This is a genomic window from Sphingobium olei, assembly GCF_042678845.1.
GTDB classification, from domain to species: domain Bacteria; phylum Pseudomonadota; class Alphaproteobacteria; order Sphingomonadales; family Sphingomonadaceae; genus Sphingobium; species Sphingobium olei.
In genome coordinates, this window is record NZ_JBHTLS010000130.1 from 146,929 (window position 1) to 165,195 (window position 18,267).

The following is an 18,267-nucleotide window of genomic DNA, read 5'->3' on the forward strand; positions in this document are numbered from 1 at the left end:
TGACCCGTCATTCGCATAATCGGCGCGCCAGGGCCAGCATCTCGTCATCATCCGGCCTTGAGACCGCATGAGTGCTCGCCCAGCCTTCTCCGCAGGCGGCCAAGGCTGCGGGGCTGATCGCGACGATATGCAGTCCGCTCCGCCGGGCAGGCGGCAGAAGCGCGGACAGTCTTTCACCCGCGCGCGGTGAATGGACCAGCAGGATGGCATCTGCGTCGGCCCTGTCGATTGGCGTCAGGTCGGGCGTCAGGCTTGCCATGGAATAAACCGGGACGCGGCGAACGGAAAGGCCGCCTATGTCCATTGGTGCGACCGTGGTGCCGGCCAGATGCAGCACGCGGCGACGGCCGTCCGTGCGCAGGCGCGCCGCGATGGCGTTGCCATCCCCCATCCCTGCAATGACTTGGTCAAAGCCCGCTTCCCGCAAAGCTTGGGCTGTGGCTTCGCCCACGGCATAGACCGGCAGGCCGCGATATTTCTCCAGCCCCGCTCCGGCCATCCTGACGCCGTTTGCGCTGGTCAGCAGCAGCGCGTCGAAATCGCCCGCGTCCGGCGGACTCCAGGGCAGTGGTTCCGGCGCGAACAGTGGCAGCAGCACAGGCTCCAGCCCTAGCGCTCTTGCCTTCGCCGCCGTCCGGCTCGCCCCCGGCTCCGGCCGCAGGATGACGACCTGCCTCACCCCTCGAACAAAGTGCGCAGCGCGGGGCTGGCGCGATCGAGCAGGGCTTGGCCTGCCGCCTCTCCGCTACGCAGATCGCCGCGCGGCAGCCGGGCCTCCTCCCGCACGGTTTCGCTGCCGTCCGGGCTGATGATCTCGGCGCGAAGAAACAGCATCTCGCCCTCGACCACGGCCAAGGCCGCGATCGGGGAATGGCAGGTGCCGCCCAATCCTTTGAGCACGGCACGCTCCAGCATCACGCAATCGAATGTCTCACGGTGATTGATCGCCGCCAGCGCCTCCGCCACCGCATCGTTTACGGTCAGCGTCTCGACGCCCACGGCGCCCTGCGACGGGGCGGGCAGCATCGTCTCGATGGACATGGCCACGCCAATCCCCTGCTGGTCAAGCCGATCGAGACCCGCCGCCGCCAGCAGCGTCGCATGCACCTCCCCTGCCGCCAGTTTGGCAAGTCGCGTGGCGACATTGCCGCGGAACAGGGTGATGGTAGCATCGGGACGCAGCCGCTTCACCTGCGCCGCGCGGCGGGGCGAACTGGTGCCGATCAGGGGATGGGCGGGCAGATCATCGAACGTCTCCGCACCGATCAGGCGATCGCGCACATCGGCCCGCGGCAGCATCGCGGCGATACGAAAGGCGTCGGGCCGGATCGTCTCCACATCCTTCATGCTGTGCACGGCAAAGTCGATCTCGCCCGCCGCCAGAGCGCGGTCCAGTTCCTTGGTCCACAGCGCCTTGCCGCCGATCTCGGCAAGGGCGCGATCCTGGATCCGGTCGCCGCTGGTCTGCACGGGAACGATCTGGATGGCGTCCTCGGCCCATCCATGGGCATCGATCAGGGCCTGCGCCGCCATGCGGGCCTGCGCCAGCGCCAGCGGCGATCCTCTGGTGCCCAGGCGCAACGGTCTGTCTGTGAAAAGCATATGCGGCTTGCTCTAATGTCCAGCGGCACTAGATGGAAGCGGCAATGACCATCATCCTTGGCCTGGAATCGAGCTGCGATGAAACCGCTGCTGCGCTGGTGACGGCTGATGGCCGCATCCTCGCACATCGCCTGGCGACGCAGGAAGAGGCGCACAGGCCCTATGGCGGCGTGGTCCCGGAAATCGCTGCGCGGGCTCATGTCGAGGCGCTGACCCCGCTTGTCGAGGCGGCGCTGGCGGATGCGGAGATGACGCTCGCCGATGTGGACGTGATCGCGGCGACGGCAGGTCCGGGCCTGATCGGCGGGGTGATGGTCGGCCTCGTCACCGGAAAGGCGCTCGCCCATGCGGCGGGAAAGCCGCTGGTCGCGGTCAACCATCTGGAAGGCCATGCCCTTTCGCCGCGCCTGGCCGATCCGACCCTTCAGTTCCCTTATCTGCTGCTGCTGGTGTCGGGCGGCCATTGCCAGTTGCTGCTGGTCAAAGGTCCGGGCGACTATAGCCGCCTCGCGACGACGATCGACGATGCCGCGGGTGAGGCGTTCGACAAGACCGCCAAGCTGCTCGGCCTTGGCTATCCCGGCGGACCGCAGGTGGAGAAGGCGGCGAAAGCCGGCGATCCGAAGGCCGTCCCGCTGCCGCGCCCGCTGGTCGGGACGGCCGAACCGCATTTCTCCTTCGCCGGCCTCAAGAGCGCGGTGATGCGCGCTGCCCAGTCCGGCCAGTATGCCACCCAGGATATCGCGGCCTCCTTCCAACAGGCCGTAATCGATTGCCTGGTTGACCGGACTCGCCGCGCCCTGGCGCGGGCAGAGGGCGTCACCGCGCTGGTCGTGGCAGGCGGGGTGGCGGCGAACGGGCCGATTCGCGTGGCGCTGGAACGGCTCGCGGCGGATCACGATCTTCCTTTCGTTGCCCCGCCGCTCTGGCTTTGCACAGACAATGCGGCCATGATCGCCTGGGCAGGCGCGGAGCGCTTTGCGGCCGGGCTGGTGGATGACCTGACCGTCCCCGCCCGGCCGCGCTGGCCGCTCGATCCGGCGGCGGAAAAGGCGCGCGGAGCGGGAGTGAAGGCATGAAGGCGGGAGTCATCGGCGCGGGAGCGTGGGGCACCGCGCTGGCGCAATTGCTGGCGGGCGACGGGCAGGATGTCCTGCTCTGGGCCTTGGAGCCTGAGGTGGTCGACGCCATCAATGAAGCGCAGCAAAACCCGCTCTACCTGCCCGGTATCCCGCTTTCGCCCGCGATTCGCGCGACCGGTTTCATGGCCGATCTTGCCGCCTGCGACCTGCTGCTGGTCGTCAGCCCGGCCCAGCATCTGCGCAAGGTGTTGGCTCAGGCACCCGCGGGCGTTCCGCTGCTGCTCTGTTCCAAGGGGATAGAGGCAGGCACCGGTCTCCTCATGTCGGAGGTCGCGCAGGAGGCGCAGCCCGCCTCGCCCATCGCCGTGCTGTCCGGCCCCACCTTTGCGCATGAGGTGGCGAGGGGCCTGCCCACCGCGATTACGCTCGCCTGCGAGGACAAGGCACTGGGGCAGCGGCTCGCCGCCCGCATCGCGCGTCCGTCCTTCCGGCCCTATCTGTCGGACGACGTCATCGGCGCGGAGATCGGCGGCGCGGTCAAGAATGTGCTCGCTATCGCGTGCGGCGTCGCGGAAGGCGCGGGCCTCGGCCTCAACGCGCGCGCCGCGCTGATCAGTCGCGGTTTTGCCGAAATGACCCGTTTCGGTCTGGCGCGAGGCGCGCGGGCGGAAACGCTGGGCGGCCTTTCGGGGCTGGGCGATCTCGTCCTCACCTGCTCTTCCACCAATTCGCGCAACTTCTCGCTGGGCAAGGGCCTGGGCGAGGGCGGCAGCGCGGCCGAGCTGCTGTCCAACCGCCGAACCGTGGCGGAAGGGGCGCACACCGCGCCCGTGCTGCGCGATGCGGCGCGCGCGGCCGGCGTGGAAATGCCGGTGGCGGAGGCCGTATGCGCGCTGCTCACCGAAGCGGCGTCGCTGGGCCAGGTGATCGACGCGCTGCTCGCCCGCCCGTTGCGGCCCGAATAATCCGTCGCGCAATACGCCGAACTTGCCTAGAACCGACCCGCAGCCATGACCCAGGCCCACGAGCCCCTTACGGCGACGGATCGCACATTGCCTGACGATGGCGGCGATATCGCCGCATTGGCGAAGGGCGGCAGGACCAATGTGTTCGGGTTCCTGCTGCGACTGGCTGCGCGCCTGCCTTTCCTGTTCATCGCCGGCCGCTGGTACGGCGCGGACGCGCTGGGGCGGTTCGCCTATGCGGTGCTGGTGGTCGAGTTCGTGGCGCAGATCGCGACCCTGGGCCTGAAGCGCGGCCTGGCCGGGGCGCTGGCCCAGACGGAACGGCCGCATGCCCATGTGGTGACGGACGCCATGGCCGTTACATTCGTCGCGACGCTCATCGGGGCAGGTATCCTCGTCGCCTTTCCCCACGCCATGTTTCCGAACAGCGGTGTCAACGGCCTCGATCGCCTGCTCGCGCTGGTCGTGATCGCGGTCGCGGGCTCGGATGTCGCGCTCGCGGCCTGCGCCTATCGGTTCGACGTTGGCGCGACCGTGCGGGCTCGGTCCATCATTGAGCCGTGGGCGATCAGCATCGGTGCCTTCGCCTTCGCCTTCTATTCGACGCGGGACGGTCTGATCCTGTCCTACGCCGTTTCGATGATCGCGGCGCTGGTGGCCTCGCTCATTCCCTTGGCGCGCCATTACGGGCTGCCGCGCGGTTGGCGGCCGGACGGGCGGCGGCTGTGGCGGCTGGCGCGGCGCAACCTGCCGCTCGCGGCGGCGGATGGCGTCGAATGGGGATCGCGCCGGCTCGACATGGCGATCCTGGGCCTGTTCGTCGGGCCGGCGGCGATCGGCATCTATTATGTCGCGCAGCAGGTCGCATCGCTGCCGCAGAAGCTCAAGACCAGCTTCGACCCGATCCTGGGGCCTGTCATCACCCGCAACCTCGCCGAAAACAATCTGGGCGCCATCGCCCGGCAGGTGAGCCAGGTAGGGTTCTGGATCATCGCCGCGCAGGCGGGCATCGCGCTCGCGCTCGGGATACCGGGGGAAGCGGTGATGGGCCTTGTCGGACCGCATTTCGTCGGCGGCACCGGCGCGCTCGCTTTCCTGCTGCTCGCCGAAGTGGTGGCGGCCACGGCTGTGGTGAGCGAATCGGCGCTGGTCTATATCGCGCGTCACCGCAACCTCATGATCTCGCTCGGCATGATCGCCCTGCAGGCCGGGTTCAGCTTTGCTCTGATCCTGGTGGCGCGGCGGATGGAATTGCCGGTGCTGTGGATCGCCGCCGCCCCGGCACTGGCGCTCTGCCTCGCGCTGGGGCTGGGCGCGTTCGTCAAGGCGCGGTTGCTGTCCCGCCTGCTCGGCGCACCGATCAACGCCTGGCGCTGGCCGCTGCTGAGCGCGGCCGGGGTCGCCTGCATCGTCGGCGCCGCCTTCGTCGCCCTGCCGCCGCGGTTCGAGTGGGTGGAACTCGCGGTCGGCGTCTGGGCGATATTGGGCGCCTATGGCGTGGTCATCTGGCGCTGGGGCTTCGGCCCGGAGGATCGCACCCTCTTTAGACGACAGAAGGCGGCGTAGGACAGCCGCCTTCCGTCCTTGGAGTTTTGCTCAAGCGAACAGCCGGTCGCGGATGACGCCGAGGTCTTCCTCCGGCCTTGCGCCCCAGTGCGAGATCACTTCCGCCGCCGCCGCCGCGCCGAGCGCAAGGCAGTCGCCGACGCCGCGATCGTCGATATGCGCCGCAAGGAAGCCGGCGGCGAACAGGTCGCCCGCGCCGGTGGTGTCGATGATGCGATCGACCGGGGCGGCGGGCGCTTCGTAGCGGACGCCGTCCACGACCGCCACCGAGCCGCGTTCGCCGCAGGTCGATACCAGCACCGGAACCTTGCCGGCGAAGCGGGCGAGCGCGGCCTCGAAGTCATCAAGCTGCGCCAGCGAACGGATTTCGCCTTCGTTGGAGAAGAGGATGTCGATCAGGCCCTGGTCGATCAGGTCGATGAAGTCCGCCCGGTGCCGGTCGATCACGAAATTGTCGGACAGGGTGAAGGCGACCTTGCGGCCCGCCTGCTTGGCGGCGTCGATCGCCGCCCGCATCGCCGCGCGCGGCTGCTCGGGATCCCAGAGATAGCCTTCGAGATAGAGGATGCCGGCGGAGCGGATCATGTCGAGGTCGAGCGCCGCTTCCGGCAGGAATTGCGACGCGCCCAGGAAGGTGTTCATCGTCCGCTGCGCATCGGGGGTGACGAGGATGAGGCAGCGGGCGGTGGGCACGTCGCCATGGCGGACGGGCGTGTCGAAGCGGATGCCGAGCGCCCGCACGTCATGCGCGAACACCGCGCCGAGCTGGTCGTCATTGACCTGGCCGATGAAGCCGCATGTCTTGCCCAGCGCCGCGAGGCCCGCCAGCGTGTTCGCCGCCGAACCGCCGCTGATCTCCTTCGCCTGTGGCATGTCGGCATAGAGGGTTTCCGCCATGGCGGCGTCGATCAGCTGCATCCCGCCCTTGGTCAGCGCATGTTGCGCCAGAAAGGCGTCGTCGCTGCGGGCGAGCACGTCGACGATGGCATTGCCGATGGCGACCACGTCAAGCGTGGCGGGAACGGAAGCGGTCACGCGAAATCCTTGTACAGATGGCTGGAATAAAATTTCGCCGTTCCTACCTGCCCGCGCCTCGCCATGCAACGGCGCTGATTGACGGGACGGGCGGGCGGGCGGATAGTCGCGCGATGGTGCTGACCGCCGCCCTTAAGGCCTTTCCGTCGATCTTCCACGGCGCTGCGCGGCGGCTGCTTGTCAAGACGCTGATCCTTACGCTGTTGTTGTTCGGGCTGCTGGCGACCGCGCTCTGGGCCGGGTTCCATGCGCTGCGCGTCTGGCTGGACATCGGCGGCGGGGCGCTGGCCGAAGGGGCAGCGACGGTGCTGGTCGTCGTGGCGGCCGGCTGGCTGCTGTTCCGGGCGACGGCGATGGCGGTGATGAGCCTGTTCGCCGACGACATCGTCGAAGCGGTCGAGCGCGCCGATTATCCCCATGCCGCCGCGCGGCAGGTGGGATGGGCGCGCAGCCTGCGCCTCGCGCTCGCCTCGCTCGGCCGGGCGATCGGCTGGAACCTGCTCGCTCTGCCCGCCTATATCCTGCTGCTGGTGACGGGCGTGGGCACGGTCGGCCTGTTCCTGGCGCTCAACGCCTATCTGCTGGGCCGGGACATGGCCGATCTGGTCGAACCGCGTCATCCCGCCCTGCCGCCCATCGGGCGCGGCAGCCGGTGGCTGATCGGCCTCGTTTCGGCGCTTCTCTTCCTGGTGCCGCTGGTCAACCTGCTTGCGCCGATCTTCAGCGCGGCTATGGCCGTGCATATGCTGCTGGGACGAAAATCGCCGTCATGACCCTGCTTCGCTTTCGCCGCCTCGCGCCCGGCGTGGGACTGCCGCTGCTCGCCGCCTGCGGAGCGGCGGTGGTGCCGCCCGCCAGCTACACGCCGCCGCCCGCCGGTCCGCCCGCCAGCGCCTTCACCCGTCAGGGACCGCTGCTGGGGTCCGACGCGAAAGCGCTGACGCGCCAGTTCGGCACGCCGCGTCTGGACATCCGGGAGACGACGGTGCGCAAGCTGCAATTCGCCAACGGCCGCTGCGTGCTGGACGCCTATCTCTATGCCGCGGCCAAGGGGAAGGAGCCGGTCGTCACCCATGTCGATGCGCGCACGCCCGCAGGCGCGGATGTCGATCCGGCGGGGTGCGCGGCGACATGGCAGGCGAAGTGAATCGGCGCGGCAAACGCGACAGGTGAAGTTCACACCATTGCGGCCGATCTTTTCCGTGCGGTTCGCAAGAATCGCGGCGGGGAAGCGACACCGGCGCGCCAAATAGGCCATGGCCGCGTATCGGTGACGCCACGGCCGGGCGACAGGATCGCGACAGGGTTTCGCGACCGGCGGGTGGGGGACATGGCGGCTTCATAGGCCAGCGATGCAGGCAGATTTCGGCGCGATAGGAAAGGCCGGGTGGAAGAAGGGAAGCGGAACCCCGGATCAAGTCCGGGGTGACGGGTGCGGAGAGGCTTTGTCAGCCTCGTCAGGTCGTCAGTCGGTCGATCGCCCATCGAGCCGCTTCGGCCACCACGGGGTCGGGATCGTCCGTCAGCGTGCGCAGGCGGGGGAGAAGGGCGGGGTCGCTGCTGTTGCCCGCTGCGACGGCGGCGTTGCGGACCATGCGGTCGCGGCCGATGCGCTTGATCGGGGAGCCGGAGAAAATCTCGCGGAAGGCGGCATCGTCCAGGTCCAGCAGGTCGGCGAGGGCGGGCGCGGCCAGTTCCGCCCGGCCGACGAAGGCGCGGTTGGCGGCGGCCGCATCGGCGAACTTGTTCCAGGGGCAGACGGCCAGACAGTCGTCGCAGCCATAGATGCGGTTGCCGATTCCGGGACGCAGATCGTGCGGGATCGGCCCCTTATGCTCGATGGTGAGGTAGGAGATGCAGCGGCGCGCATCGACCATATAGGGCGCGGGGAAGGCGTCGGTCGGGCAGGACGTCTGGCAGGCGGTACAGCTGCCGCAATGGTCCTGCTCCGGCGGGTCCGGGGTCAGTGCCAGTTCGGTGTAGATCGCGCCCAGGAACAGCCAGCTGCCATGATCGCGGCTGACGAGGTTGCTGTGCTTGCCCTGCCAGCCAAGCCCCGCCCCCTGCGCCAGCGGCTTTTCCATGACGGGGGCGGTGTCCACGAAGACCTTGAGACTGCCGGGCTGCTGATCGACCAGCCAGCGGGCGAGGGCCTTCAGCGCCTTCTTGACGGTATCGTGATAGTCCCGCCCCTGTGCGTAGACGGAGATGCGGCCCCGGTCGGGCACATCCGCCAGCGCCAGCGGATCGCGGCGGGGCGCGTAGCTCATGCCCAGCATGATGACGCTGCGCACGTCGGGCCAAAGCCCCCTGGGCGAGGCGCGCTGATCGGCGCGGTCCTCCATCCACCGCATGTCGCCATGATGGCCGGCGTCCAGCCATTGCCGCAGCCTTTCCCCCGCGAGCGGGGCGGCGTCGGCGGGCGCGATGCGGCAGGCGGCGAAGCCCAGCCGGGCGGCCTCGTCCTTCAGCCGCTGCTCCAAGGTTTCGGTTTGCATGACCATGGGTCCAGACTATCAGGGCGGGATGAACGGTGACGTCCCGGCCCCGGAAAGCCCCTATGCCGTCGAAGGCCATGGGCTTGTCAAGAATTTCGGCAGCTTTCGCGCGGTGGACGGGATCGACATCACGGTGCCGGCAGGGGCCATCTACGGCATTCTCGGCCCCAATGGCGCGGGCAAGACCACGCTGCTGCGGACCCTGCTCGGCATCGTCGACCCGGACGAAGGGCATCGCGCCCTGCTGGGCGCTGACCAGCCGCTCAGGATGGCGCGTCAGGTCGGCTACCTGCCCGAGGAGCGGGGCCTCTATCCGTCGATGAAGGCCTATGAGGCGATCGCCTTCATGGGCGCGCTGCGCGGGTTGCCGCTGGCGGAAGGGCGGCGGCGGGCGAAGGCGATGCTGGAGGGGCATGGGATGGGCGGCGCGATCGACAAGCCGATCCGCCAGCTGTCCAAGGGCATGGCGCAGACGGTGCAGCTGTTCGGCACGCTGGTCCATGACCCCCGGCTCGTCGTGCTGGACGAGCCCTTTTCCGGGCTGGACGCGATCAACCAGGAGAAGCTGGAGGCGCTGATCCGCGAACGGGCGCGGGCGGGCGTCACCATCCTCTTTTCCACCCATGTCATCGCCCATGCGGAGCGATTGTGCGAGCGGATCGCCATCGTCGCCGGCGGGCGCATCCGGTTCGAGGGCACGCCGGAACGGGCGCGCGACCGGCTGCGGTCGCAGGTGCGGCTGCGCACCCGCGCCAGCGACGGGGCGTGGCGGCGCGCGCTGCCGGCCGACACGCTGGCGCAGGATGGCGCCTGGCACTTCGCCCTGCCCGACGGCGGGATCGAGCCGCTGCTGCGCGAGCTGATCGAGGGGCAGGCGGGCATCGAGAGCCTGTCGATCGAGCGGCCGGGCCTGCACGACGCCTTCGTCGCCATTGCCGGCGCGGACGCGGCGCGTGCGATGGATGCGGCCCGGAACGAGGAGGAGGCGGCATGAGGGAATTGGCGCGCGCCGCCTTCGTCATCGCGCGGCGCGATTTCAGCGCGGTCGTGCTCTCGCGCACCTTCATCCTGTTCCTGTTGGGGCCGATATTGCCCATCCTGATCGGCTTCGCCTTCGGCGGCTTGGGCGAACGGATATCCAGCACGGACCTGCGCCCGGTGCTGGGCGTCGCCCTGTCCGCGCAGGACAATGTGGCGATCGGCCGCGCGCGCGAACAGCTGGCGGAGCGGATGGGCGACAAGGCGCTGGCGCGCATCCGGCTGATGCCGCCGGTCGCGGACCCGCGCGCGCAGCTTGCCCGGCCGGATGCACGGGCAGTGGCGATGCTGACCGGCACGCTTGCCCGGCCGGTGCTGACCGGCAAGGCGGAGGATCTGGACCGGCTGCAGGGCGACGTCAGCCTGATGGCCACCGCCGCGCTCGCCGAACGGACGTTGCGGTTCGTGCCGGTGGAGCGGCAGGAGGTGGCGACCAGCCGGGGGGCGCAGTCGCAGGGGCGGCTCCTGATCGGCCGGATCGCGCAGGTGGTGATGTTCTTCCTCACCATCCTGCTGGCGGGCATGATCCTGTCCAATTTGGTCGAGGAAAAGACCAACAAGATCATCGAGATACTTGCCGCCGCCGTGCCCATCGACGCGATCTTCCTGGGCAAGCTGATGGCGATGCTGGCGATGAGCTTCGTGGGGATCGCCTTCTGGGGCATGACGGCCTTTGTCGTGTTCGTGGTGCTGGGTGGTCAGCCCGCTGCGTTGCCCGCGCCGGCGGTGGGCTGGCCCGCCTTCCTGATCCTGGCGGTGCTCTATTTCGCCATGGCCTACACGCTGCTCGGCTCGCTGTTCTTAGGCATCGGCGCGCAGGCGGCGACGGTGCGGGAGGTGCAGACGCTCAACATGCCGATCACCATGGGGCAGATGCTGATCTTCTTCTTCGCGACCTATGCCGTCGATCATATGGGATCGCCGGCGGAAGTGGCGGCGTGCATCTTTCCCTGGAGTTCGCCCTTCGCGATGATCGCGCGGGCGGGGCAGGACGCCGCGCTGTGGCCGCACCTGCTGGCGCTGCTCTGGCAGGCGGTGTTCGTGGCGCTCATCATCCGCATCGGCGTGCTGCTGTTCCGCCGTCATGTGATGCAGTCGGGCGGGCGCTGGTGGAAGTCCCTGTTCAGGCCGGCGACAGGCTGAAGCGTGTAGGAGAGGCCCATGAACCGCAGGCATTTCCTGACCGCCCTGGGTGGCGGCGTGGCCGGCCTCGCGCTCTGGCAGATGCTGCCGGGCGAGGCGGAGGCGGCCTATCCCTACGCCCTGAGCGATGCCGAATGGCGCAAGAAGCTCAGTCCCTGGGCCTATAAGGTGCTGCGGCAGGAGGCGACGGAATATCCGGGGAGCAGCCCGCTGAACGCAGAGCATCGCAAGGGCGTCTTCAGTTGCGCGGGGTGCGACCAGAAGCTGTTCAGTTCCGCCACCAAGTTCGACAGCGGCACCGGATGGCCGAGCTTTTGGCAACCCTTGCCCAAGGCGGTGGGGACGAGCCGGGACTTCGCGCTGGGCTATGCCCGGACCGAGGTGCATTGCGCGCGCTGCGGCGGGCATCTGGGCCATGTGTTCGACGACGGGCCCAAGCCCACCGGCCTGCGCTATTGCATGAACGGCGTGGCGATGCGGTTCAGTCCCGCCTGACGCGGTAGATGTGCAGCGCGCCCTTGCCGGGCAATGGCTGGAGCCAGGCAGGAACCTGTCCGCGTGCCAGCTGCGCCGCGAGGCCGTTGGGCGCGAGCTTCACATAGCCGCGATACTCGCCAAGATCGTCGCACGTCAGCAGATACTCCGCGCCCTTGCCGCCGTTGACGCTCGCCACGATGGTCCGTGCCTGCGCCGGCGGGGCGGTGAAGCCGCGAATGATGGTGGTGATGCCGGCGGCGTTGCGGTGATGCCCGGTGGCGACGACGCGATGGCCGGTACGCACCAGGATCGTGGGACTGATGTCGAGCGGCGCGAACAGCATGGACGGCGGTAGCGCCGCAAGGTCGCGCATCGCCATGCCCGGCTGGCAGGCAAGCACCTTCTGTTCGGCGGCGGCTTCCTGAGGCGTTTCGAACAGCGTGACCGCGCCGACCCATAGGATGCTGAGGCCGAACGGCGTGAGCAGCGCCAGGCTGACCGATCCCAGCACGCGGACGATGGCGGATGAGGATGCCTGTATTCGGGCGAAGAGGGCGAGGATCAGCCAGGCCGTGCCGGGGATAGCCAGCCAGTGCGCCATCGACAGCGCGCGCATCACCAGGCACGCCACGACGGTCGATCCGGCCAGCAGCAGCGCCAGCAGCAGCCAGCGGAGAAGGGCGTGGCAATCGCGGCGGTGGGCGAAGGCGGCGACCAGCGTCGCGGCCAGGCCGAAGAGCGAGGGAATGAGGATGACGCCCATGCGCGACAGATCCTGTTCCCAGACCGGCCGCCCTTCCATGATCGCCATGTACCAGACGCGGTAGGCGAGCGGGCCAAGGCTCTGGAACGGGTCTCCAGACAGGCAGGGGCCGCCGAACAGCGCGAGAGTGAGGAGGGCGCTGCCCGCGCCCCATCCGGCGACGATCAGGCGGCGGCGCCAGTCCGATGCGCCGAGGACGGCGTGGGCGATGGGCAGGGAGATCGCCAGCGCCAGCAGGGGAAAGAGATACGGCACCGACAGGGCGTCGCACTGCACGCTTCGCAGCGGCATGATGCCCCGGGTCGCCAGTGACAGCAACAGCGCTGCGCCGCCCAGCGTCGCCGTGGCACCAACCAGCCGGCCGGTGTCGCGCGCGAACAATAGATGCTGGATGCCGATGGCCGACAGGAACAGCGCGATATAGGGCAGGGCTTCGCTGGAGATACACAGCCAGGCCGCGAGCGCGATGCCGAGGAGGATGCCGCCGCGCCGCGGCCGGGGATCGAACAAGCCGCAGGTGGCTATAGCCCCCAGCATGATCTGCCAGCCATGATGGTCGATGCGGAACGGTTGAAACTGGACCAGGATGGATGGGGCGGTCAGCAGCAGCAGGACGCCCAGCACCGCGGCGGGACCGCTGCCGCCGATCCGCCTGCCCGCCACCCAGGTCGCCGTCGTGAGGCCGCCCAGCAGCAGCAGCGGCGCCGCGATCGTCGCGAACAGTTCCGCGCCGTCCGGCCCGAGCAGCGGCCGTGCCAGCAGGATGAGCGCGGCGATCGGCAGGTCGACGATCCGCGACCAGTGCATTGGGCCGCCAAGAGGCGGGTTTACACGATGTTGCGTCACGTCAAACCAGGATTGACCGCCGAGCAAGGCGCGCACCTGTTCCAGCCGCAGTGCGTCGTCCGTGTCGAAGAAGCGCAAGTCGGTGAACGGCCATGCATAATGTACGATCATCGCCGCGCAGCAGATCAGCCAGGCGAGAAGGGCGAGCCGGGCCGTGGTGGGGAACCTGTCCATTGCCGCCATCCTATCAGGACGCAGAGAAGACGACATGCTTGCGGACCAGATAGACGAGGGTGAAGCTGGCGATCACGGCGATCGCCTTGGCCGGGGCGGCGGGCAGGCCGGCCTGGATGGCGAGGCTGACGGTGCCGACTGTCACGCCAAGGCCGAGCAGGGCGCTGAGCGCGAAGCTGAGGCGTTGGGCATGGCTGGCGCGGCCGTTGACGCGATCCTGGAAGACGAAGCGCACGGACAGGGCCCAATGAACCAGAATGCCGAACAGGTAGCCGGCGCAGGCTGCCCCGCCGGGCGGCAGCAGCCGGTCCGAGAGGGCGAGGAACAGCAGGGTGTCGGCGCACAACGCGCAGAGGCTGACCAGCAGGTAGCGGGCCAGCATCAGCCGCACCGCCATGCCGGTCAGGCTGCGCGCCGCGGCGATCGGCGGCGCGACCATGGGGTCAGGCGGCCTTCAACCGGGCCGGGACGGCGCGCACGCTGCCGAGCGCGGCCTGCGTGTCGGAATCCTGCCCATGCTCGATCTGGCCTTCTTCGCCCGCCTCATGATATTCGGCGTCCTCGTTCACCTGCCACACGTCATGGACGCGGCGGCCCGCGACGATGTTGCGCACGGTGAGCATCGCCGTCATCATCGCGTGATCCTGGTTGTTGTAACGGTGCATGCCGTTGCGCCCGACCATGTGGAGCGTGGGATAGCGCGCTTCCAGTTCGGCGCGCATCGCCTGCACATTGGCGGCATAGGCGTCGTCATAGACCGGATAGGCCTTTTCCTGCCGCACCACCGCGCCGCCCACGACATCGTCCGGGTTGCACAGGCCGAGCGCCGCTATCTCCTTCGTCGCAAGGGCGACCAGATCCTCGTCGGACGAGGCCCAGAGGCCGTCCCCTTCGAAACAGAAATATTCAAGGCCGACGCAGGCGAGGCTGGGGTCCGGCACCATTTCGGGCGACCAGCTGCGGAAATTCTGGATGCGGCCGACCAGCACCTTGGGATCGTGGATGTAGATCCAGTTGTCGGGAAAGATATCCTCCCCCTTCACCATCAGGGCGACGGTCAGGAAGTCGCGATATTTGAGGTCCATCGCCTGGGGCAGCGTTGCGGGCAGGGGATGGATTCGCGCTGCCAGCTCGCGCATGGGCGCCGAGGAGACGACATGGCCGGCGTCGATCGCCACCTCGCCATTGGGGCCGTCCGCGATCAGCCGCCAGCGGCCGGTCGCCTGATCCTCTTCCAGGCGCTTGAAGCTGTGCGCCATCAGCACATGGTTGCCGCCCTCCACCACGCGGTCGCGCGCGGCTTCCCACATCATGCCGGGGCCAAGGCGTGGATAGCGGAAGCTTTCCAGCAGCGTCTTGGTCGCCATGCCGTCATTGGGTCGCTTGTTGAGGCCGAGGCTGCGCTTGAGCCCGTCCTTGACCGCGCCCCAGAGGGACAGGCCCTTGATCCGCTGCGCCGCCCAGTCCGCCGACATCTCGTCGCAAGGCATGCCCCACACTTTTTCGGTGTAGGTCTTGAAGAAGATGGAGAAAAGCTTGTGGCCGAAGGCGTTGACGGTCCAATCCTGGAAGGAGCGGACATTGCGGTTGGGGAACAGCTTCGCCTTGGCAAAGCTCGCCATGCAGAGGGTCGAGCGCCATACGCCCAGGTTCCACAGCGCCTCGAACGCGCGGAGCGGGTAGCTGTAATAGCGGCCCTCATAATAGATGCGGCTCATGCGCGGGCGCTGGATGAAATCGTCGGGCAGGATCTCGTTCCAGAGATCGACCACCTGTTGCGACTTGGAGAAGAAGCGGTGCCCGCCAATGTCGAAGCGGAAGCCGTCGAGTTCCACCGTCCGGCTGATGCCGCCGACATAGACGGGGTCTTTCTCTATCACCGTGACGCTGTAGCCCTGCTTCGTCAGCAGATAGGCGGCGGTGAGCCCCGCGGGTCCAGCGCCGATGATGGCGACGTCGACGCTGTCGTAACTATGCGGCATTTCAGGCTGATCCCCCGGCGGTCGTTCGTGATCGGGGAATGAAGGAAATCCTCTAAGGAGTGGTTAACGGCCGGTAAGCATGGACAGCCCGCCAAAGCAAAGGGCCGCCCCATGGTCTGGAGCGGCCCCTGGCAAAATAGCGATGGCTCGGGCGTTCAGCCCATCCGCTGCGCCAGCGTATTGAGCTCAGCGCGGGCACCCTCGATCGCGCTGCCATAGCAGGTGCGATAGTCGCTCGTCACCGGCAGGATCGAGCCGCTGACATAGCCGCATACCTGCTTGGATGCGCGTACGAGGCGATAGTCGGCGCGGCGCAGGCCGCTGTCGCTGGCAAGGTTGAGGTCAGCCACGGACACGGCGATCGAGCGGGTCTGCGCGCCGGTGTTGCCGTCGACGATCACTTCCATGTCGTTGCTGCCGGCGCTGGCGAGGCCGGGCAGGGCGAGGGCCATGGAGGCGGCGAGCACCGCGAGGGTCTTCTTGGTCATCCAAACATCTCCTGTCGAACGAATTGGTGCCCCACATCTGCCGTGGAAGCAGGGTCGCGACCTAAATAAGTGGACAGGGTGTTGATGAAAAGAGGCCACTTGGCAAAAAGTGGCGGATTTCCGCGATTTTTGCAGATGCGAAAGACGAAAATCCTGATCGTACAAGGCCTTAACGCAAACCGGGCCGGTCGCTCAGGAACGCCGGCCCGGTCGTAGCGTCAGTTTGACGCGCGGCGGCAGCGATCAGTGGCGGAAATGGCGCATTCCGGTGAAGACCATGGCAAGGCCCGCCTCATCGGCGGCGGCGATCACTTCCTCGTCGCGAATCGAACCGCCCGGCTGGATGACGGCGGTCGCGCCGGCCTCCACCGCTGCCAGCAGTCCGTCGGCGAAGGGGAAGAAGGCGTCCGACGCGACGGCGGAGCCGATGGTGCGCGGTTCGCTCCAGCCCGCCTTTTCCGCTGCGTCCCTGGCCTTCCAGGCGGCGATGCGCGCGGATTCGAGGCGGTTCATCTGGCCCGCGCCCACGCCCGCCGTGCTGCCGTCCCTGGCATAGACGATGGCGTTCGACTTCACATGCTTGGCGACGGTCCAGGCGAAGAGGCAGTCCTTGAGTTCCTGTTCGCTGGGTTCGCGCCTGGTCACGACCTTCAGCTGATCGCGGGTGATGCGGCCATTGTCGCGGCTCTGCACCAGCATCCCGCCGGCGATGCTCTTCATCTGGAGGCCGGGGCGCGCGGGATCGGGCAGGTCGCCGGTCAGCAGCAGGCGGAGGTTCTTCTTCTTCGCGAAGATCGCCTTCGCGTCCTCGTCGGCGTCGGGCGCGGCGACGACCTCGGTGAAGATGGTGCTGATCGCTTCGGCAGTGGGGCCGTCGAGCGGGCGGTTGACCGCGATGATACCGCCGAAGGCCGACACGCTGTCGCAGGCGAGCGCGGCTTCATAGGCTTCGATCAGCGTGTCGCCCGTGGCGACGCCGCAAGGATTGGCGTGCTTCACGATCACCACGGTCGGCGGGCCGTCGCGGAATTCGCTGACCAGTTCCAGCGCGGCGTCGGCGTCGTTGTAATTATTGTAGCTGAGTTCCTTGCCCTGGATCTGCTTCGCCTGGGCGATGCCATTGGCCGAGGGACCGGTGGGCAGATAGAGGGCGGCGGACTGGTGCGGGTTTTCGCCATAGCGCAGCGTCGCGCCGAGCGTGCTGGAGACGGCCAGCGTTTCGGGGAACGCGACGCCCTGATCGGCGAAGGCGAACCAGCTTGCAATCATCGAATCATAGGCGGCCGTCGCCGCATAGGCCTTGGCCGCCAGCATCCGGCGGAAGTCGTAGCTCGTCGCCCCGCCCTTTTCCGCCATTTCCGCGATCAAGCGGGCATAGTCGGCCGGATCGGTGACGATCGCCACGCTCTCATGATTCTTCGCGGCGGAGCGGACCATGGACGGGCCGCCTATGTCGATATTCTCGATGATTTCCTCACGCTCCGCGCCCTTGGCGACGGTCGCGGCGAAGGGGTAGAGATTGACGACGACAAGGTCGATCGCGCCGATCTCATGCGCGTCCATCGAAGCGACATGATCGGGATTGTTGCGCACCGCCAGCAGGCCGCCATGCACCTTCGGGTGCAGCGTCTTGACGCGGCCGTCCATCATCTCGGGAAAGCCGGTGAGGTCTGAGATGTCTTTCACGTCGAGGCCTGCTTCGCGCAGCGCCTTCGCCGTGCCCCCCGTCGACACCAGTTCCACGCCATGGCTTCCCAGCGCCTGACCCAGTTCGATGAGGCCGGCCTTGTCGGACACGGACAGAAGGGCGCGCTTGATGGTGACGTCGGGGGGGGTGGAGGTCATGGAAAGGCTTTCTCTTGGGGCACGGAGAGGGCGGTGTCGCGCGGTCCCTTAGTGCCGGAGCGCGCAAAAATACAGTCCCGGTTGCGCCGACCTCCGGCGGAAGCGGGCGGCGCGGCGTTAACCTTGTTGCGGCACCGCTTCTTCATCCTCCTCGCCTAGGCAGGCGGGTGGGGAAAAGGGAGCACCGCATGATCCGCATATGCGCATCGGCCATCGTTGCCGCGATCGTCGTCTGCGCGCCCGCGCAGGCGCAGAATGTCTATCATTTCGCGGCGCCCGAAGGGGCTGGCACGCGCTATGTTCTACCGGCGGGCACGCCGATTGTGCTGCGCACCATGACGCAGATTTCTTCCAAGGACAATCGGCCCGGCGAGCGCATCCGGCTGGAAGTGGCGGAGCCGGTCGTCTTCGGCCACCAGACCATTATCCCGGCAGGATCTCCCGCCATCGCCGAAGTCGCCGCGACGCAGCGCAACGGCCATTTCGGCCGCAAGGGCAAGATCGAAATCCAGCTGGTCGAAGTCATGACGCCCCATGGCCCCGCGCGCCTGACCGGATCGGGCTATGACGAGGGGAAAAGCGGCACCGTGGCGTCCATCGGCACGATGCTGTTCGTGACCTCGCTCGGCTTCCTGATCCATATGTGGACGGCTCCCTCTTGCAAGGGCTGAACGGAAAATTTGATCGGATCGCTTGCTTCCATATGTCCGGCCTTTCGGTGCGGTCGCACGTGACCGCTGGCCAAGATGGTTTCCGCGGTGTG

At 68.0% G+C, this 18,267-nt stretch carries 18 protein-coding genes; 9 read left to right on the forward strand and 9 right to left on the reverse strand.

Annotated features, from left to right (window positions below; all coding sequences use genetic code 11):
- Positions 1–7: 7 nt before the first annotated feature.
- Both ACFQ24_RS14960 and hemC read right to left on the reverse strand, forming a co-directional pair.
- On the reverse strand, positions 8–679 hold the full coding sequence (locus tag ACFQ24_RS14960; RefSeq protein ID WP_380912594.1) for a uroporphyrinogen-III synthase: 672 nt from the start codon (positions 677–679) through the stop codon (positions 8–10).
- Positions 676–1,602, reverse strand: a complete 927-nt coding sequence (hemC, locus tag ACFQ24_RS14965) for a hydroxymethylbilane synthase (protein ID WP_380912596.1) — start codon at positions 1,600–1,602, stop codon at positions 676–678. The genes ACFQ24_RS14960 and hemC overlap by 4 nt, the downstream gene beginning before the upstream one ends.
- A gap of 44 nt (positions 1,603–1,646) precedes the next feature.
- On the opposite strand from hemC, the gene tsaD reads away from it, so the two are divergent.
- From tsaD to ACFQ24_RS14980, 3 genes are read left to right on the forward strand one after another with little or no spacing between them, the layout of a single operon-like run.
- Positions 1,647–2,681: a tRNA (adenosine(37)-N6)-threonylcarbamoyltransferase complex transferase subunit TsaD gene (gene tsaD / locus ACFQ24_RS14970; RefSeq protein WP_380912598.1), complete on the forward strand. Its 1,035-nt coding sequence runs from the start codon at positions 1,647–1,649 to the stop codon at positions 2,679–2,681.
- A complete protein-coding gene (locus ACFQ24_RS14975) occupies positions 2,678–3,649 on the forward strand; it encodes an NAD(P)H-dependent glycerol-3-phosphate dehydrogenase (RefSeq protein ID WP_380912600.1) in 972 nt (323 codons plus the stop codon). Before tsaD ends, ACFQ24_RS14975 begins: the two co-directional genes overlap by 4 nt.
- A 45-nt stretch (positions 3,650–3,694) precedes the next feature.
- Entirely contained in the window at positions 3,695–5,215 is a 1,521-nt protein-coding gene (locus ACFQ24_RS14980) for a lipopolysaccharide biosynthesis protein (protein ID WP_380912602.1), read from the forward strand.
- A gap of 30 nt (positions 5,216–5,245) precedes the next feature.
- Here ACFQ24_RS14980 and ACFQ24_RS14985 read toward each other — a convergent pair whose 3' ends face one another.
- The gene (locus ACFQ24_RS14985) at positions 5,246–6,250 is read right to left on the reverse strand and encodes an adenosine kinase (RefSeq protein WP_380912604.1); all 1,005 of its coding nucleotides are present in this window, start codon (positions 6,248–6,250) and stop codon (positions 5,246–5,248) included.
- 113 nt (positions 6,251–6,363) lie between these two features.
- Here ACFQ24_RS14985 and ACFQ24_RS14990 point away from each other — a divergent pair, with 113 nt between their 5' ends.
- Positions 6,364–7,023, forward strand: a complete 660-nt coding sequence (locus tag ACFQ24_RS14990) for an EI24 domain-containing protein (RefSeq protein ID WP_380912636.1) — start codon at positions 6,364–6,366, stop codon at positions 7,021–7,023.
- The gene (locus ACFQ24_RS14995; RefSeq protein ID WP_380912606.1) at positions 7,020–7,397 is read left to right on the forward strand and encodes a hypothetical protein; all 378 of its coding nucleotides are present in this window, start codon (positions 7,020–7,022) and stop codon (positions 7,395–7,397) included. The genes ACFQ24_RS14990 and ACFQ24_RS14995 overlap by 4 nt, the downstream gene beginning before the upstream one ends.
- A gap of 310 nt (positions 7,398–7,707) precedes the next feature.
- Here ACFQ24_RS14995 and queG read toward each other — a convergent pair whose 3' ends face one another.
- Positions 7,708–8,754 carry a tRNA epoxyqueuosine(34) reductase QueG gene (gene queG, locus ACFQ24_RS15000; protein WP_380912608.1) on the reverse strand — a complete coding sequence of 349 codons (1,047 nt, stop codon included), beginning with the start codon at positions 8,752–8,754 and terminating at the stop codon, positions 7,708–7,710.
- A 22-nt stretch (positions 8,755–8,776) separates the two neighbouring features.
- Here queG and ACFQ24_RS15005 point away from each other — a divergent pair, with 22 nt between their 5' ends.
- Genes ACFQ24_RS15005 through msrB form a run of 3 tightly spaced genes read left to right on the forward strand, consistent with a single transcriptional unit; the run spans position 8,777 to position 11,424 of the window.
- Complete coding sequence (locus tag ACFQ24_RS15005) at positions 8,777–9,742, forward strand: ABC transporter ATP-binding protein (protein ID WP_380912638.1); 966 nt, start codon at positions 8,777–8,779, stop codon at positions 9,740–9,742.
- Entirely contained in the window at positions 9,739–10,929 is a 1,191-nt protein-coding gene (locus tag ACFQ24_RS15010) for an ABC transporter permease (RefSeq protein WP_380912610.1), read from the forward strand. The genes ACFQ24_RS15005 and ACFQ24_RS15010 overlap by 4 nt, the downstream gene beginning before the upstream one ends.
- Before the next feature lie 18 nt (positions 10,930–10,947).
- Positions 10,948–11,424, forward strand: coding sequence for a peptide-methionine (R)-S-oxide reductase MsrB (gene msrB, locus ACFQ24_RS15015; protein ID WP_380912612.1), 477 nt, complete (start codon positions 10,948–10,950; stop codon positions 11,422–11,424).
- Here the strand turns inward: msrB and ACFQ24_RS15020 are convergent.
- The 5 genes from ACFQ24_RS15020 to purH all read right to left on the reverse strand — a co-directional run bounded on the left by ACFQ24_RS15020 (position 11,411) and on the right by purH (position 17,504).
- Positions 11,411–13,189: a hypothetical protein gene (locus ACFQ24_RS15020; protein WP_380912614.1), complete on the reverse strand. Its 1,779-nt coding sequence runs from the start codon at positions 13,187–13,189 to the stop codon at positions 11,411–11,413. The two genes, msrB and ACFQ24_RS15020, sit on opposite strands and share 14 nt — an antisense overlap.
- 13 nt (positions 13,190–13,202) lie before the next feature.
- On the reverse strand, positions 13,203–13,628 hold the full coding sequence (locus ACFQ24_RS15025) for a GtrA family protein (RefSeq protein ID WP_380912616.1): 426 nt from the start codon (positions 13,626–13,628) through the stop codon (positions 13,203–13,205).
- Between the two features lie 4 nt (positions 13,629–13,632).
- Positions 13,633–15,171 carry an NAD(P)/FAD-dependent oxidoreductase gene (locus ACFQ24_RS15030; RefSeq protein WP_380912618.1) on the reverse strand — a complete coding sequence of 513 codons (1,539 nt, stop codon included), beginning with the start codon at positions 15,169–15,171 and terminating at the stop codon, positions 13,633–13,635.
- Between the two features lie 155 nt (positions 15,172–15,326).
- On the reverse strand, positions 15,327–15,659 hold the full coding sequence (locus tag ACFQ24_RS15035; protein WP_380912620.1) for a UrcA family protein: 333 nt from the start codon (positions 15,657–15,659) through the stop codon (positions 15,327–15,329).
- Between the two features lie 243 nt (positions 15,660–15,902).
- Complete coding sequence (gene purH, locus ACFQ24_RS15040) at positions 15,903–17,504, reverse strand: bifunctional phosphoribosylaminoimidazolecarboxamide formyltransferase/IMP cyclohydrolase (protein WP_380912622.1); 1,602 nt, start codon at positions 17,502–17,504, stop codon at positions 15,903–15,905.
- 188 nt (positions 17,505–17,692) lie between these two features.
- Here purH and ACFQ24_RS15045 point away from each other — a divergent pair, with 188 nt between their 5' ends.
- On the forward strand, positions 17,693–18,175 hold the full coding sequence (locus ACFQ24_RS15045; protein WP_380912624.1) for a hypothetical protein: 483 nt from the start codon (positions 17,693–17,695) through the stop codon (positions 18,173–18,175).
- The last annotated feature ends 92 nt before the right edge of the window (positions 18,176–18,267 follow it).